Here is a 14,373-nt window from a genome sequence, read left to right on the forward strand (position 1 = left end):
ATACCACCTTAGCGAATTCGAATAGGTGGAATAGGGGCTCGCATGCGAGCCCGCCTTCGCGAGGGCGATGTGGACGAACTCTGCATTTCGTGACCCAGGGGCGCCAGCGGCACCCTAACATCGTCCTCGCGAAGGCGGGGACCCATGCCACGCCTCCGAAGTTGGTCAGCATGCTATAGGCCCCCGCCTTCGCGAGGGCGATGTAATGCGACTCTGGATTTCGTGACTCAGGGGCGCCAGCGGCACCCTAACATCGTCCTCGCGCAGGCGGGGACCCATGCCACCTCAGCGAATTCGGATAGGTGGCATGGGCCCCCGCCTTCGCAGGGCGATGTTATGGGAACAGCACGGGCAGCTCCTGCGAGCGCTTGCGCAAGCCCTCCTTGGCCCCGTCATAATCCGGGTACACCGATTCCACCGTCGCCCAGAACGCCGGGCTATGATTCATCTCCAGCAAATGCGCCAGTTCGTGCGCGACCACATAATCGATCAGCGGCAGCGAAAAATGAATCAGCCGCCAGTTGAGACGGATGTTGCCTTCCACCGTGCACGAACCCCAGCGCGTGCCGGCCGATGACAGCGCCAGCGACGCATATTCCACGCCCAGGCGCGGCGCATAGACATCGAGCCGCTCCGCAAACACGCGCGTGGCCTGTTCGCAGAACCACAGCCGCACGCGCTCGCGCAACTGCCATTCGGCCAGGCCAGGTACGACGCCCACATTGAGCACCTGCGCTTCGGCATCGAACACGCAACTGCTGCGGCTTGCCTCGTGCAGGCGCAGGGTGACGTGGGCGCCCAGGTAGGGCAATTGGGCGCCATCGACCCATTCGAAGGGCGGCGCTTCCTGGCGCTGGGCACGGCGCTCGCCGCGTTCGCCCAGTTTGGTCAGAATCCAGCGCTGCTTGGCACGGATGGCATTGTCGATTTCTGCCAGCGTGATGCGCTTGGGCGCGGTAACGCGCAGGCCGTTATCGTCGATCATGAAGCCGATCGAGCGCCGGGTCGAGCGGCGCAATTCAAATTCGAGACTGTGGGGGCCAAGCTGGATACGGCGCAGGGGCGGCGCGTCAGGCCGGCGCGGCGGGCTTGGCAAAACAATGTGGGGTGGCGCCGGCGGCGCCTTGAACAGAGGCTGGGTCGGCGCCGGCCTGGCGGCCGGCTCCACTGCAGCGAAGAAGTCCTGGGCGAATAGTTCGAGCTGCTGCCCGTCGAGCTTTTTGGGCGCGCCCGCTTCATGCGGGGCGGACGCCCGGATCAGTGCCCCAACCTCGCTCAGCCAGCGCTGTAGACGTGGGGCGAAATGACGCGCATTTCTGACTCTATCCAATTTTCTACCTCTTGCATCATGCTGTCAGCGGTATGGCCATCCGGCGCAATCGGCTTGCCGATCGAGACGGTGATCACGCCTGGGCGCTTTAAGAAGGAATTCTTTGGCCAGCACTCACCCGAATTATGCGCGATTGGTATGACAACCGTGTTGGTTTCCACCGCCAGGCGGGTACCGCCACTTTTGTATTTGCCCTTTTCGCCAACGGGGATGCGCGTCCCTTCAGGAAACATGATAATCCATTGTCCGTCCGCGAGTCGGCGTTTGCCGTGTTCGACCACATGCTTGAAGGCGTTCTTGCCCTGGCTGCGGTCAATCGGGATCATGCGCAGCAAATACATGGCCCAGCCGAAGAAGGGAATGTACAGAATTTCCTTCTTGAAGACGTAGACCAGGGGGCGCGTCAGATTGGGCAGCAGGAAGATGGTCTCCCATGCCGACTGGTGCTTCGACAGCACGATGGCCGGCGCGTCAGGCAGGTTTTCACGGCCCTTGAACTGGTAGCGGATCCCGCAGATGACCTTCAGGCACCAGATGATGAAGACGTTCCAGCGCGAGGTGAACCAGAAGCGCTTGTTGTACGGGAGCGGTGCGGCAAAGAAGCACAGCGAGGCCCAGATGATGGTGGCAACCACCATCACCAGCATGAAGGTCAGGGAGCGCAGGAAGAGGATAAAGTTACGCAAGTAGGATCTCCGGAGTGCGGGTCAGGCGGAAACGGGGGCGCTCGCCCCCCTGAGCAGGGCATTGACCATGGCGGCCAGGTCGGGGAACACTTCGGTCCCGGGTGGCAGGCCGCCGGTGTCGCGCGTCTTTTCCCCCTTGCCGGTCAAAACCAGATAGGGCACGCAGCCGCTGATGAAGCCCGCCTGCAGGTCGCGCAGGGAGTCGCCTACCGTCGGCACTCCCTTCAGACTGACCTTGAAGCGCTTGCCGATTTCCTCGAACATCCCCGGCTTTGGTTTGCGGCAGTCGCAATTGTCGATGGCCGCGTGCGGGCAGAAGAAGATGGCGTCGATGGTCGCACCCACCTGCTGCGCGCTGGCGTGCAGCTTCTGGTGAATGGCGTTCAGGGTGCTCATGTCGAACAGCTCGCGCGCAATGCCCGACTGGTTCGAGGCGATCACGACCCGGTAGCCGGCCTGGTTCAGGCGCGCGATTGCTTCCAGCGAACCGGGAATCGGAATCCATTCGGCCGGCGACTTGATGAAGTCGGGCGAATCGTGATTGATAACGCCGTCGCGGTCGAGAATGATCATCTTCATGCGCTGCTGTCCTTTATGCCGCGAGCTTGGAGATGTCGGCGACGCGGTTCATCATCGCGTGCAGGGAAGACAGCAGTGCCAGGCGGTTGTTGCGCAGCGCGACATCTTCGGCCATGACCATCACGCCGTTGAAGAAGGCGTCGACGTCGTCGCGCAGCTGGGCCAGGGTTTTGAGCGTGCCTGTGAAGTCGCGCGCGGCAAAGGCGGCGTCCACTTGCGGGCGTACCCGCTGCACGGATGCAAACAGGGCCTTTTCGGCGTCTTCCTGCAGCAGTGCCTCCGACACGTCGCCAATGGCGACATCGGTCTTTTTCAGGATGTTGGTGATGCGCTTGTTGGCCGCAGCCAGCGAGGCGCTTTCTGGCAGCGCCGCAAAGGCTTGCACAGCGTCCAGGCGTTCAACGATGTCGTGCAGACGGTCCAGATCATCAACCAGTACGGCTTCGACTTCATTGGGCGTGAAACCGCGCTCACGCAGGATGCCGCGCAGGCGGTCGACCATGAAGGCGCGCACGTCCTTGACCGGATCGGTGAAGCCGGCGATGCCGGTGAAATTCTTGCCTGCCAATGCGAGCAATTGGGTCAGCGAGACATCGATGCGCTTTTCGACCAGCATGCGCAGTACGCCCAGGGCGTGGCGGCGCAGTGCGAACGGATCTTTCTCGCCCGTTGGCTGCAGGCCGATGCCCCAGATGCCAACCAGTGTTTCGAGCTTGTCGGCCAGTGCCACCACAGTACCGGTGCTGGTGGAGGGCAGGGCGTCGCCGGCAAAGCGCGGCTGGTAATGTTCAGTGGCGGTGAGCGCTACTTCATCCTGCTCGCCGTCGTGGCGTGCATAGTAGGTGCCCATGATGCCTTGCAGCTCAGGGAATTCGCCCACCATGTCGGTCAGCAGATCGGCCTTGGAGAGCAGAGCGCCGCGTTCGGCCAGGGCGGCATCGAAACCGAGTTCGGTAGCGATGTCGCGCGCCAGGGACACCACGCGCTTGGAACGTGCAGCCTGGGTGCCCAGCTTGTTGTGATAAACGACGTTTTCCAGCAGCGGCAGGCGCGATTCCAGCGACTTCTTTTTATCCTGCTCGAAGAAGAACTTCGCATCCGACAGGCGCGGACGCACCACGCGCTCATTACCGCCAATGATGGCGCTCGGGTCATCGGTGGCGATGTTCGAGACGATCAGGAATCGCGAACGCAGCTTGCCATTCGCATCCGTCAGGGCGAAATACTTTTGATTGGTCTGCATGGTCAGAATCAGGCATTCCTGCGGCACGGCCAGGAATTCTTCTTCGAAGTGGCACTCGTACACGACGGGCCACTCGACCAGCGCGGTCACCTCGTCAAGCAACGCCTCCGGCATCAGAACCTTGTCGGCACCGGCCTTGGCCAGCAGCGCGCTGCGGATGTTTTCCTTCCGCGCCTCGATGCTCGCAATGACCTTGCCTTCGGTTTCCAGCGTGGCTGCGTAATGCTCGGCGTGCGGCACGGTCAGCGCGTCACCTTTGGTGAGGAAGCGATGGCCCAGGGTCTGCTTTCCGGCCGTAAGGCCCAGCAGCGTCAGTGGCACGATCTGCTCGCCGTGCAGCGCGATCAGGCGGTGCGCCGGGCGTACGAATTGCACGGTGGTGCCGTCCGGACGCTGGTAGCTCATCAATTTTGGAATCGGCAGCTTGGCGCTGGACTCTTCCAGTGCCAGCTGCAGGCCCGCCTGCAGCGTGCTGCCAGCCACGTTACGGGTGTAGAACAGGCTATCGGCCTTGCCGTCGGCGGCGCGTTCGAGCGCGGCCACGTCGATGTCGGCAATGCCCATGGCGGCCAGTTTCTTGGCCAGCGGCGCGGTGGCCTTGCCATCGGCGTCCAGCGCCACGCTCACGGGCAGCACTTTTTCACGCACCGATTTGTCAGGCGAGACGGCGCGCACGCGCGTGATGGACACGGCCAGGCGGCGCGGCGTGGCGTAAGTGGTGGCAACGCTGTCCGCTTCGAGCAGATCGCGTGTTTTCAAGCCATTGACGATGCCGGCGGCAAAAGCCGCGCCCAGTTTGACCAGTGCCTTTGGCGGCAATTCTTCGGTCAGCAGTTCGACGAGTAGTGTTTGGTTCATGTTCTTGTTCGTTCTATCAGGCGACGGCAGTCTTGGGGGCCATCGGGAAGCCCAGTTTTTCGCGCGAATCGTAATACGCTTGCGCGACCAGGCGCGAGAGCGTGCGCACGCGGCCGATGTAGGCAGCGCGCTCGGTCACGGAAATGGCGCCGCGGGCGTCGAGCATGTTAAAGCTGTGCGACGCTTTCATGATCTGTTCGTAGGCCGGCAGCGTGAGCTGCAACTCGATCAGGCGCTTCGCTTCCGATTCATGGTTGGCAAATTGCGCGAACAGCAGGTCGGTGTTGGCGTGTTCGAAGTTGTAGGTCGACTGCTCAACTTCGTTCTGGTGGTACACGTCGCCATACGACAGGCGCTTGGTCTCGCCATTTTCTTGCCACTCGGTCCAGACCAGGTCGTACACGTTTTCCACGCCCTGCAGGTACATGGCCAGGCGCTCGATACCGTAGGTGATTTCACCCAGCACCGGCTTGCAATCGAGGCCGCCCACTTGCTGGAAGTAGGTGAACTGCGTCACTTCCATGCCGTTGAGCCAGACTTCCCAACCCAGGCCCCAGGCGCCCAGGGTCGGGCTTTCCCAGTCGTCTTCGACAAAGCGCACATCATTCTTTTGCAGATCCAGACCCAGGGCCGCGAGCGAACCGAGGTACAGGTCGAGAATGTTTTCCGGCGCCGGCTTGAGCACCACCTGATACTGGTAGTAGTGCTGCAGGCGGTTCGGATTCTCGCCATAGCGGCCATCCTTCGGGCGGCGCGATGGCTGCACGTAGGCGGCGCGCCAGGGTTCCGGGCCGATGGCGCGCAGGAAGGTGCCGGTGTGGAAAGTGCCGGCGCCAACTTCCATGTCGTACGGCTGGAGCAGGGCGCAGCCCTGCTTGTCCCAGTAGGATTGCAAGGTCAGAATGATTTGTTGGAATGTGAGCATCTTGGGTAGCTGCCGCGCGCCGGGCGCGCGAACGAAGTGAGTTTGCTAAAACGACCAATTTTAGCGGGTTTTGCAGCCAGACTGGGCCTGGCCGTGACAACTAAGTCACTTTTGCCGGCTTTTTTCGTATCTGCGGCCGGAAATCCAGGCCGCCGCCAGGGCCAGCGCGGCCAGCAGCAGCATCGTGTAGTTGCCAAAGCGGATGAACGGCGTCATGCCGCCCATGCCTTGCACGGTCGCTGCCAGCGTGCCCTGGGTGTAGTTGGGCAGGGCACTGGCGATCTTGCCGTGGCTGTCGATCACCACGGTGGCGCCGCTGTTGGTCGAGCGCAGCATCGGGCGACCGGTTTCCATCGAGCGCATCTGCGACATTTGCACATGCTGCGGAATGGCCACCGATTCGCCGAACCAGGCCAGATTGGACACATTGAGCAGCATGGTCGCGGGCCGCGGCGCGCTGCGTAATTGCAGTGCGATTTCCTCGCCGAACACGTCTTCGTAGCAAATATTAGGTAGCACCAGCTGGTCCTTGACCGCAAACGGGGCCTGGACTTCAGCGCCGCGCGACATGTCGCCCAGCGGAATTTGCATCATGTCGACAAACCAGCGGAAACCGGTCGGCACAAATTCGCCGAACGGCACCAGGTGCTGCTTGTCAAAGCGGTATAACTGGCCCGTGGGCGCAAAGCCGATCACGCTGTTGGCATACTTGCCCGGACCGTCCGAGAGGGGAATGCCAAACAGAAGATGGCTGTTGCTGCCCTTGGCGAACAACTGCAGCGATTCGATGTAGTCCGGTGGCAGGTTGTGCGGCAAGCGGGGAATGGCGGTCTCGGGCAGGGCAATCAGGTCGGCCGGCTCTGCCGTGGTCATCTTGTGGTACAGATCGAGCGTGCGGGCAAAGTTTGCAGGGTCAAATTTTTCTTGCTGCGGAATGTTCCCTTGCAGCAGGCGCACGGTAATTGGCTGGCCTTGGGGTGACGTCCAGTTGACGAAGGTCAGCGCGAAGCCCAGCGCCAGGGTGGTGCCCAGCACGGCGCCGCCCAGCACGCGCTTGCGCTGCGTGAACATGACCACGCAGCTGCCGCACAGCGCGGCCAGCACGCCAATGCCGTAGGCGCCAATCAGGGGTGCAAAGCCGCCCAGCGGACTGTTGTTGTGAGCATAGCCCGACGCAACCCATGGGAAACCAGTCATCACCCAGCCGCGCATCCATTCCGACAAGCCCCAGCAGAATGGCAACACCAGCAGCAGGAAACTGGTGACTGGCAGGGTCAGTCGGCGCCGCAGCCAGGTGGCCACGCCGGCGGCGAGCGCGCCGAACAAGCCCATGTAGGCGCCCAGCAGGCATACAGCCGCAACCGCCATCGGACCAGGGATGTGGCCGAAGCGGTTCATGGTGATGTACAGCCAGTGCATGCCGGCCACCGACCAGCCAAAGCCGAAGGCCCAGCCAATCAGCGAACTGCGGCGCACCCGCGTATCCATGCCGACCTGGTAGAACAGGAAGGCCAGCGACAGGATCTGCACGGGCCACCAGCCGAAGGGCGCGAACGAAAACACGCTGGCTGCGCCCGCGAGGGCGGCAAACAGCATGGGCAGGGCAGTGGTGCGCGGCGCGGGCGTGCCGCCCGGCGCAGGGGTGGTGCGGCGACGCAGCATCAGTCGCGTTCGTCTTCAGGCAGGGGCAGTTTTTCCACCAGCAGCACATGCACCTGGCGGGCGTCGGCGCGCAGCACCTCGAAACGCAGGTTGTTCAGGTCGAACACGTCGCCCTTGTGCGGCATGCGGCCCAGGTGGTTGGCGACCAGGCCGCCGATGGTGTCAACGTCGTCTTCGGGCAGGTCGGCGCCGACTTCCTCGTTGAACTGGGCGATTTCGGTCAGTGCCTTGATGCGCCAGCGTGGACCGAGCTGGCCTTCTTTGATGGAGAGGATGTTGTCTTCCTCTTCGTCGAAATCGTATTCGTCTTCGATGTCGCCCACGATCTGCTCGAGCACGTCTTCGATGGTGATCAGGCCGGCCACGCCGCTGTACTCGTCCACCACGATGGCCATGTGGTTGTGGTTGGCGCGGAAGTCGCGCAACAGCACGTTCAAGCGCTTCGATTCAGGGATGAAAATGGCCGGGCGCAGCATGTCGCGCACATCAAATGATTCTTCGGCGTAGTATCGCAGTAAATCCTTGGCCAGCAGGATGCCGACCACGCGGTCACGTTCGCCTTCGATGGCAGGGAAGCGCGAGTGGGCTGTTTCCAGCACCTGGGGCATCCATTCTTCGATAGGCTTGGAAATGTCGATCACGTCCATCTGCGAGCGCGGCACCATGATGTCGCGGGCGGACAGGTCCGATACCTGGAACACGCCTTCGATCATGGACAGCGCATCGGCGTCGATCAGGTTGCGTTCGTGGGCGTCGTGCAGAACTTCGAGCAGCTCTGCGCGGTTTTCGGGCTCGGGGGAGATCAGTGCGGTCAGGCGTTCAAACAGTGACCGGTGGGTTTTGGCGTCCGTGCGGACGTCATAAGAGTGCTCTGGCATAGTTGGCGTGAGCCGTTGTTGCAATAGGCGTAGGATACACCAAAAGCCAAGTTGCCTGTTTTTTAAGCGAATTTGCCATTGTATTGACAAGATTTCCGGGTGGCTTAGGTGCGCCGCGCGGGCAGTCGCCGTTTTATATTTGTATCACCGCCGTCGTCTTCGTGACGGCGGGGACCTGTTCCACGCCGCCGAATCCGGCTAAGTGCTATAGGCCCCCGCCTGCGCGAGGGCGATGTAACTCAGTCTTATTTTTGTACCACCGCCGTCGTCCTCGCGACGGCGGGGACCTATGCCACGCTGCCGAATTCGGCTAAGTGCTATAGGCCCCCGCCTTCGCGAGGGCGATGTAAGTCAGTCTTATATTTGCACCACCGCCGTCGTCCTCGCGAAGGCGGGGACCTGTTCCACGCTGCCGAATTCGGCTAAGTGCTATAGGCCCCCGCCTTCGCGAGGGCGATGTAACTTACTGGAGCCACCCATGCCCGCGCTACAAATTAACGGCAAGACCCTCAATCTCGACGTCACTGACGACATGCCCCTGCTGTGGGCCTTGCGTGACGTGGCCGGCCTGACCGGCACCAAATTCGGCTGCGGGGTGTCGCTGTGCGGCGCCTGCACCGTGCACGTGGACGGCCAGGCCGTGCGCTCCTGCGTTACGCCGGTCGGCTCGCTGGCGGGCAAACAGATCGTCACCATCGAAGCCATAGGCGACGACCCGGTCGGCGCACGCGTGCAGGAAGCCTGGCGCAAGATCGACGTGGTGCAGTGCGGCTACTGCCAGTCAGGCCAGGTGATGGCCGCCACGGCGCTGCTGCGCGCCAAGCCGGCGCCGACCGACGCCGAGATTGACGCCGGCATGTCGGGCAACATCTGCCGCTGCGGCACCTATGGCCGCATCCGCGCCGCCATCAAAATCGCTGCGACCACCAAATAAGGAGCCGGCCATGAAACCATCCATGTCACGCCGCCGCTTCCTGCAGGTGGGCGCCGCTGCCGGCGGCGGCTTGCTCATTTCCTTCAACCTGACTGGCTGCAAGCGCAGCGACGAACGCGCCGAGCCGCCATCGGAACAAGCGGTGGGCACTGCCGCCACCAAGGAATCGAAGCGCGCGCCAGGACTGGCGCAAAACGCCTTCATTAAAATCGGACGCGATGGCATTGTCACGCTGATCGTGCACAAGGCCGAAATGGGGCAGGGCGTGTTCACGTCCATGCCGATGCTGCTGGCCGAGGAGCTGGAAGTGGACCTGGCCAAGGTCAAGCTGGAACACGCACCTGCCAACAACAGCCTGTACAGCGACCCGCTGCTGGGCGGGCAGGTCACGGGCGGCTCCACCTCCGTGCGCGGCGCCTGGAAACCACTGCGCGAAGCCGGCGCCACCGCACGCGCGGTGCTGGTGCAGGCAGCTGCGCAAACCTGGCAGGTTGACGCGGCCACTTGCAGCGCCAAGAACGGCGCCGTTGTGCATGCGGCGTCGGGCCGTTCGCTGCATTACGGGGAACTAGTCGATGCCGCAGCCAAGCTCGATCCGCCAGCCGTCATCCGCCTGAAAAAGCCGGAAGAATTCACGCTCATCGGCACCCCGCTCAAGCGGCTGGACTCGGTCGCCAAGATTAATGGCACGGCGCAGTTTGGCATTGACGCGAAACTGCCAGGCATGCTGGTGGCCACGGTGGCTGCCTCCCCGGTCCCAGGTGGCAAGCTGAAAGGCACCAACGATCAAGCTGCCATGGCCGTCAAGGGCGTGCGGCAAGTCCTCAAGCTCGATAACGCCGTGGCCGTGGTGGGCGACCATATGTGGGCGGCCAAGCAGGGTCTGGCCGCGCTGGCGCCCACGTGGGACGACGGCCCGAATGCCAATGTCACCATTGACGCCATTCGCACCACCATGAACGAGGCTGCGAAGAAGGCCGGCGCCACCGGCGAGAACAAGGGCGACGCGGTCAAGGCCCTGGCCATGCAGGAAGGCGGGCGCAAGATCGAGGCAGTGTACGAAGTGCCGTTCCTGGCGCATGCCACCATGGAGCCGATGAATTGCACCGTCGACCTGCGCGCCGATGGATGCGACCTGTACGTGGGCACCCAGGTGCCGACCTTTGCCCAGGGCGCCGCTGCCAAGCTGACTGGCCTGCCGCCGGAGAAGGTCCGCGTGCACAATTTTTACATCGGTGGCGGCTTCGGCCGGCGGCTGGAAGTGGACAACGTGGTGCAGGCGGTCTCCTTCGCCAAGCTGATGAAGGCGCCCGTTAAATTCATCTGGACCCGTGAGGAAGACATCCAGCACGATATGTACCGTCCCTACTATATCGACCATCTGTCGGCCCGCCTGGGCAAGGATGGCAGGCCGGCCGCCTGGTTCCACAAGGTGACGGGTTCCTCGATCATGGCGCGCTTTGCGCCGGATGCGGTGAAGGATGGCGTCGATCCCGATGCGGTGGAAGGCGCGCGCGATCTGCAGTACACCATTGGCGACATGCGGGTCGAGTATGTGCGCCACGAGCCCTCGCTGGCCACGGCCTTCTGGCGCGGTGTGGGGCCGACCCACAATGTGTTCGTGGTAGAGAGTTTCATGGACGAGCTGGCGCTGGCGGCCGGGCAGGATCCGGTGGCGTATCGCCGGGCGCTGCTGGACAAGTCGCCGCGCATGCTGGGCGTGCTCAATCTGGTGGCCGAAAAATCGGGTTGGACCAGCAAACTCAAGCCGGTGGCGGGGCGGCGCGTGGGACGCGGGGTGTCGGCGCAATTTGCCTTTGGGACGTATATGGCGCAGGTGGCGGAGGTGTCGGTGGGGGCCGATGGCGATATCAAGGTGCACCGCGTGGTGTGTGCGCTCGATTGCGGTCAGGTGGTCAATCCCGATACGGTGGTGGCGCAGATTGAAGGCGGTGTGGTGTTCGGACTGGGTGCGGCATTGTGGAGCGAGATCACGCTGGAGAAGGGGCGGGTGGTGCAGTCCAACTTTGGCGATTACCGGGTCATGCGCATGAACGAGGCGCCGCATGTCGAGGTGCATATCGTGGCCAGCCATGACGATCCGGGCGGAATTGGCGAGCCGGGGACGGCTGCCATCGCACCGGCTGTGGCCAATGCGGTGGCTGCGGCCACGGGCAAGCGGATTCGCAAGCTGCCACTTGCGGCCAGTGCGGGGGTGCTAAAGGCTTAGCACGCCGCTTTGATGCAGGTGTAGAACGAACCACCACATCGCCCTCGCGAAGGCGGGGGGCCTATTCCACGTATCCGAATTCGGTTACATGGGATAGGCCCCCGCCTTCGCGAGGGCGATGTGGTGGTTATGGATGCGCTTCATCCTGCTGCGCGGGCCCCTTGTGTTCATCCGGCGGCTCACTGAGCGTGGCCGCGGCCAGCGGCCTGCGTGCCGGCCCATGCAGCACTTCGCCATCAGCTGCAAAGCGCGAACCATGGCAAGGGCAGTCCCACGACTTTTCCCCGGAATTCCAGTGCACCGCGCAACCCAGGTGCGTACAAGCCGCCGACACCGCCTGCAGCCCACCATCTTCGCTGCGGTACACCGCCAGCAGTCTCCCGCCATCGCGCACCACCGCGCCTTCACCGGCAGCGATTTCATCGACCGATTCCACATCGCCGCCGCGCAGCCAGTCGGTGTACTGGGCCAGCGTGTTGGCCTGCTCGGTAATGAAGTCCCCAATGCCGTGGAAGGCCTTGCGTGCTGGCGAATACAGCGACGACCAGTCGTTGGCCCGCCCCAGAATCAGGTCGCTGATCAGAATCGCTCCGGCCGTGCAATGCGTCATGCCATTGCCCGAGTCGCCAGTGATGATGTACACATTGTCGTGATCGAGCGGATTGCGGCCCAGGTAGGCCACTCCGTCGGACGGCTCCATCACTTCGCCCGACCAGCGGTAATCCACTTCACCGGCCAGCGGGAAGCGCTTGCGCACCCACGCTTCGATCTTGTCGTAGCGGTGCTCTGGGTGGTCATCCTGACCGGTCTTGTGATCCTGGCCGCCCACGATCAGCAACTCGTAATTGGCGCCCGCAGGCGCCGAGGCCAGACGCACGTAGTAGTACGGGTCGCCCGTGTCCCACATCAGCATGCGCGGCAACGCATCTTTCGGCACGCGCGTGGCCACCACGTAGGTGCGGTAACCAGCCTGCTTGGTGTGCATGACCAGACGGTCGTTGAAGGGCGTGTTGGTCGCCACCACCACTGCACCTGCGTGGATGCTGCCCGCTTCGGTGCGCACATGGGCATTGCTGCTGTCGCCATCGATCGAGACAGCGCGCATATTGCCGTGAATGCGGCCGCCCATGCGGGTGATGGCGTCGGCCAGCCCTGCCAGGTAGCGCAGCGGATGGAACTGGGCCTGGCGGGCGAAGCGCAGGCAGGGGCCAGTGTCAAACGACAGACCGGGCACGCGTTCGAGACGGCGCACGTCCAGGCCCAGACGGGTGGTAACGGCGTATTCGCGCTCGAGCGTTTCGTCCCAGCGATGTTCAGGGCTGAACAGATAGCCGTCCAGGCGCTCGAATTCGCAGTCGATCCGCTCGCGCCGGATGATGGCTTCAACGCAGTCGGTGGCCTGGCGATAGGTGTTGGCCACCAGCGCTGCTTTTTCGCTGCCGAAGCCGCGCTCGATTTCGAAATAGCGCTCGTCGGGCGGGAAGAAGTGGGCGGTGGTGCGACCGGTTTCGCCAGCACCAATGCCGGCCGCGTCGATCACGATCACCGATTTGCCGGCGCGTAGCAGCATGTAGGCAGTGCTCAGGCCGGCGATGCCGGCGCCGATGACGCAAACGTCGGCCTGGTCGTCGCCGGGGAGCGGCGGATATTCGGGCACGGTGGCAGTGGCGAGCCACACCGATGTAGTGCCATTAGGACTTTTATTCATGGCAGGTTCCTCCTGTCTTGTTCTTTCTTGATTAGTGAAGCATCAAGTAGACAGGAGGGGCCGCGCTCTTACTGTGCGGCGGCGCACAAATCGTGCCGGAAGGAATTACCTGTTGATGTAGGACGCGAGGCCGTCAGCAAGTGCGGAAAATACTACTGAGCATCTTTTACTATTGCGCAAGTCCTCGTGCATGGCCAGCCAGGTATCGAGCTCGATGGACAGCGCCTCTGGCAGCACGCGCACCAGTTCGGGCGTGCGGCGGGCGATGCCGGCCTGGCAAATGCCGATGCCGAAGCCGGCGCGAATGGCGGCCAGCTGGGCCAGGTCGCTGTCCGAGCGCAGCGCGAACATGGAGCGGGTCAGGTCACCAAGGTGGTGCTTGACGCTGCGGATGAAGGCATTTTCGTGATCGAAGCCGATCAGCGAATGCTGCTGCAGTTCGGCCAGCGTGGCCGGGGTGCCGCGCCGCGCCAGATAGCTGCGGTGCGCGAACAGGCCCAGCTCGATTGGGCCGACCCGGCGCGCCACCAGCGCGTCCTGCGCCGGGCGGACCATGCGGACGGCGATGTCGGCTTCGCGCCGCAGCAGATCTTGGGGGCGGTTGCTCAGTGCCAGTTCGATTTGCAGTTCGGGGTAGTGCTCGTGCAGCTGGGCCAGGATTGGGGGCAGCACTTCGCAGCCGACTGCTTCGCTGGCCGTGACGCGTACGGTACCGCGTGGCCGGTCACTGTCGCCGGAAGCGGCGCGCAGCAGGGCGGCAGCGGTGGCGGCCAGCGACTGGGCGTAGGGCTTCAGGAGCAGCGCCTGTTCGGTGGGGAGGTAACCCAGCTGGGAGCGCACGAACAGGGCGTAGCCGATGCTTGACTCGAGCGCGTCAATGTGGCGGCCGAGGGTGGGCTGGGCCAGGCCGAGTTCACGGGCGGCAGCGGACAGGGACCCGGCGTCGAGGACGGCCAGGAAGGAGCGGTACAGATCCCAGCCGGGTTCTTGCGTAGTCATACATCGTCCTCGCGAAGGCGGGGACGATTCCACGTCCCCGAAGTTGATTGGCGTGCTATAGGCCCCCGCCTGCGCGAGGGCGGTGTGGTGGTTTCGCGGTCTCTTGCGTAGTGATACATCGTCCTCGCGAAGGCGGGGACCGATTCCACGTCCCCGAATTTGTTCAATGTGCTATGGCCCCCCGCCTGCGCGAGGGCGATGTGGTGGTTTCGCGGTCTCTTGCGTAGTGATATATCGTCCTCGCGAAGGTGCTGGCGCATGCGCCAGCCCCATTCCACGTCCCCGAAGTTGTTCAATGTGCTATAGGCCCCCGCCTGCGCGAGGGCGATGTGGTGGTTTCG

11 protein-coding genes are annotated in these 14,373 nt (G+C 63.3%); 2 read left to right on the forward strand and 9 right to left on the reverse strand.

Features of this window, described 5'->3' with window-relative positions; all coding sequences use genetic code 11:
- Nucleotides 1–334 precede the first annotated feature (334 nt).
- The 7 genes from BUC24_RS00630 to BUC24_RS00660 all read right to left on the reverse strand — a co-directional run bounded on the left by BUC24_RS00630 (nt 335) and on the right by BUC24_RS00660 (nt 8,161).
- The gene (locus BUC24_RS00630) at nt 335–1,261 is read right to left on the reverse strand and encodes a M48 family metallopeptidase (protein ID WP_073214566.1); all 927 of its coding nucleotides are present in this window, start codon (nt 1,259–1,261) and stop codon (nt 335–337) included.
- A gap of 14 nt (nt 1,262–1,275) precedes the next feature.
- Entirely contained in the window at nt 1,276–2,016 is a 741-nt protein-coding gene (locus BUC24_RS00635; RefSeq protein WP_073212166.1) for a lysophospholipid acyltransferase family protein, read from the reverse strand.
- A 21-nt stretch (nt 2,017–2,037) separates the two neighbouring features.
- Nucleotides 2,038–2,595: a D-glycero-beta-D-manno-heptose 1,7-bisphosphate 7-phosphatase gene (gene gmhB, locus BUC24_RS00640; RefSeq protein ID WP_073212167.1), complete on the reverse strand. Its 558-nt coding sequence runs from the start codon at nt 2,593–2,595 to the stop codon at nt 2,038–2,040.
- A 13-nt stretch (nt 2,596–2,608) separates the two neighbouring features.
- A complete protein-coding gene (gene glyS / locus BUC24_RS00645) occupies nt 2,609–4,696 on the reverse strand; it encodes a glycine--tRNA ligase subunit beta (protein ID WP_073212168.1) in 2,088 nt (695 codons plus the stop codon).
- Nucleotides 4,697–4,712: 16 nt separating this feature from the next.
- Entirely contained in the window at nt 4,713–5,621 is a 909-nt protein-coding gene (glyQ, locus tag BUC24_RS00650) for a glycine--tRNA ligase subunit alpha (RefSeq protein WP_073212169.1), read from the reverse strand.
- 105 nt (nt 5,622–5,726) lie between these two features.
- Nucleotides 5,727–7,283: an apolipoprotein N-acyltransferase gene (lnt, locus tag BUC24_RS00655; RefSeq protein ID WP_073212170.1), complete on the reverse strand. Its 1,557-nt coding sequence runs from the start codon at nt 7,281–7,283 to the stop codon at nt 5,727–5,729.
- Nucleotides 7,283–8,161 carry a CorC family transporter gene (locus tag BUC24_RS00660; protein ID WP_073212171.1) on the reverse strand — a complete coding sequence of 293 codons (879 nt, stop codon included), beginning with the start codon at nt 8,159–8,161 and terminating at the stop codon, nt 7,283–7,285. The genes lnt and BUC24_RS00660 overlap by 1 nt, the downstream gene beginning before the upstream one ends.
- Nucleotides 8,162–8,639: 478 nt before the next feature.
- Between BUC24_RS00660 and BUC24_RS00665 the strand changes: the two genes are divergently transcribed.
- Together BUC24_RS00665 and BUC24_RS00670 are read left to right on the forward strand one after the other, a co-directional pair.
- Nucleotides 8,640–9,095, forward strand: coding sequence for a (2Fe-2S)-binding protein (locus BUC24_RS00665; protein WP_073212172.1), 456 nt, complete (start codon nt 8,640–8,642; stop codon nt 9,093–9,095).
- A gap of 10 nt (nt 9,096–9,105) precedes the next feature.
- Nucleotides 9,106–11,325, forward strand: a complete 2,220-nt coding sequence (locus tag BUC24_RS00670) for a xanthine dehydrogenase family protein molybdopterin-binding subunit (RefSeq protein ID WP_073212173.1) — start codon at nt 9,106–9,108, stop codon at nt 11,323–11,325.
- Nucleotides 11,326–11,452: 127 nt separating this feature from the next.
- Here the strand turns inward: BUC24_RS00670 and BUC24_RS00675 are convergent, their stop codons facing one another.
- Both BUC24_RS00675 and BUC24_RS00680 read right to left on the reverse strand, forming a co-directional pair.
- Nucleotides 11,453–13,033, reverse strand: coding sequence for an FAD-dependent oxidoreductase (locus BUC24_RS00675; protein ID WP_073212174.1), 1,581 nt, complete (start codon nt 13,031–13,033; stop codon nt 11,453–11,455).
- Between the two features lie 105 nt (nt 13,034–13,138).
- A complete protein-coding gene (locus BUC24_RS00680; RefSeq protein ID WP_073212175.1) occupies nt 13,139–14,032 on the reverse strand; it encodes a LysR family transcriptional regulator in 894 nt (297 codons plus the stop codon).
- Between the last annotated feature and the right edge of the window lie 341 nt (nt 14,033–14,373).

Source organism: Massilia sp. CF038, assembly GCF_900129765.1.
In the GTDB taxonomy this organism is placed as follows: Bacteria; Pseudomonadota; Gammaproteobacteria; order Burkholderiales; family Burkholderiaceae_D; genus Telluria_A.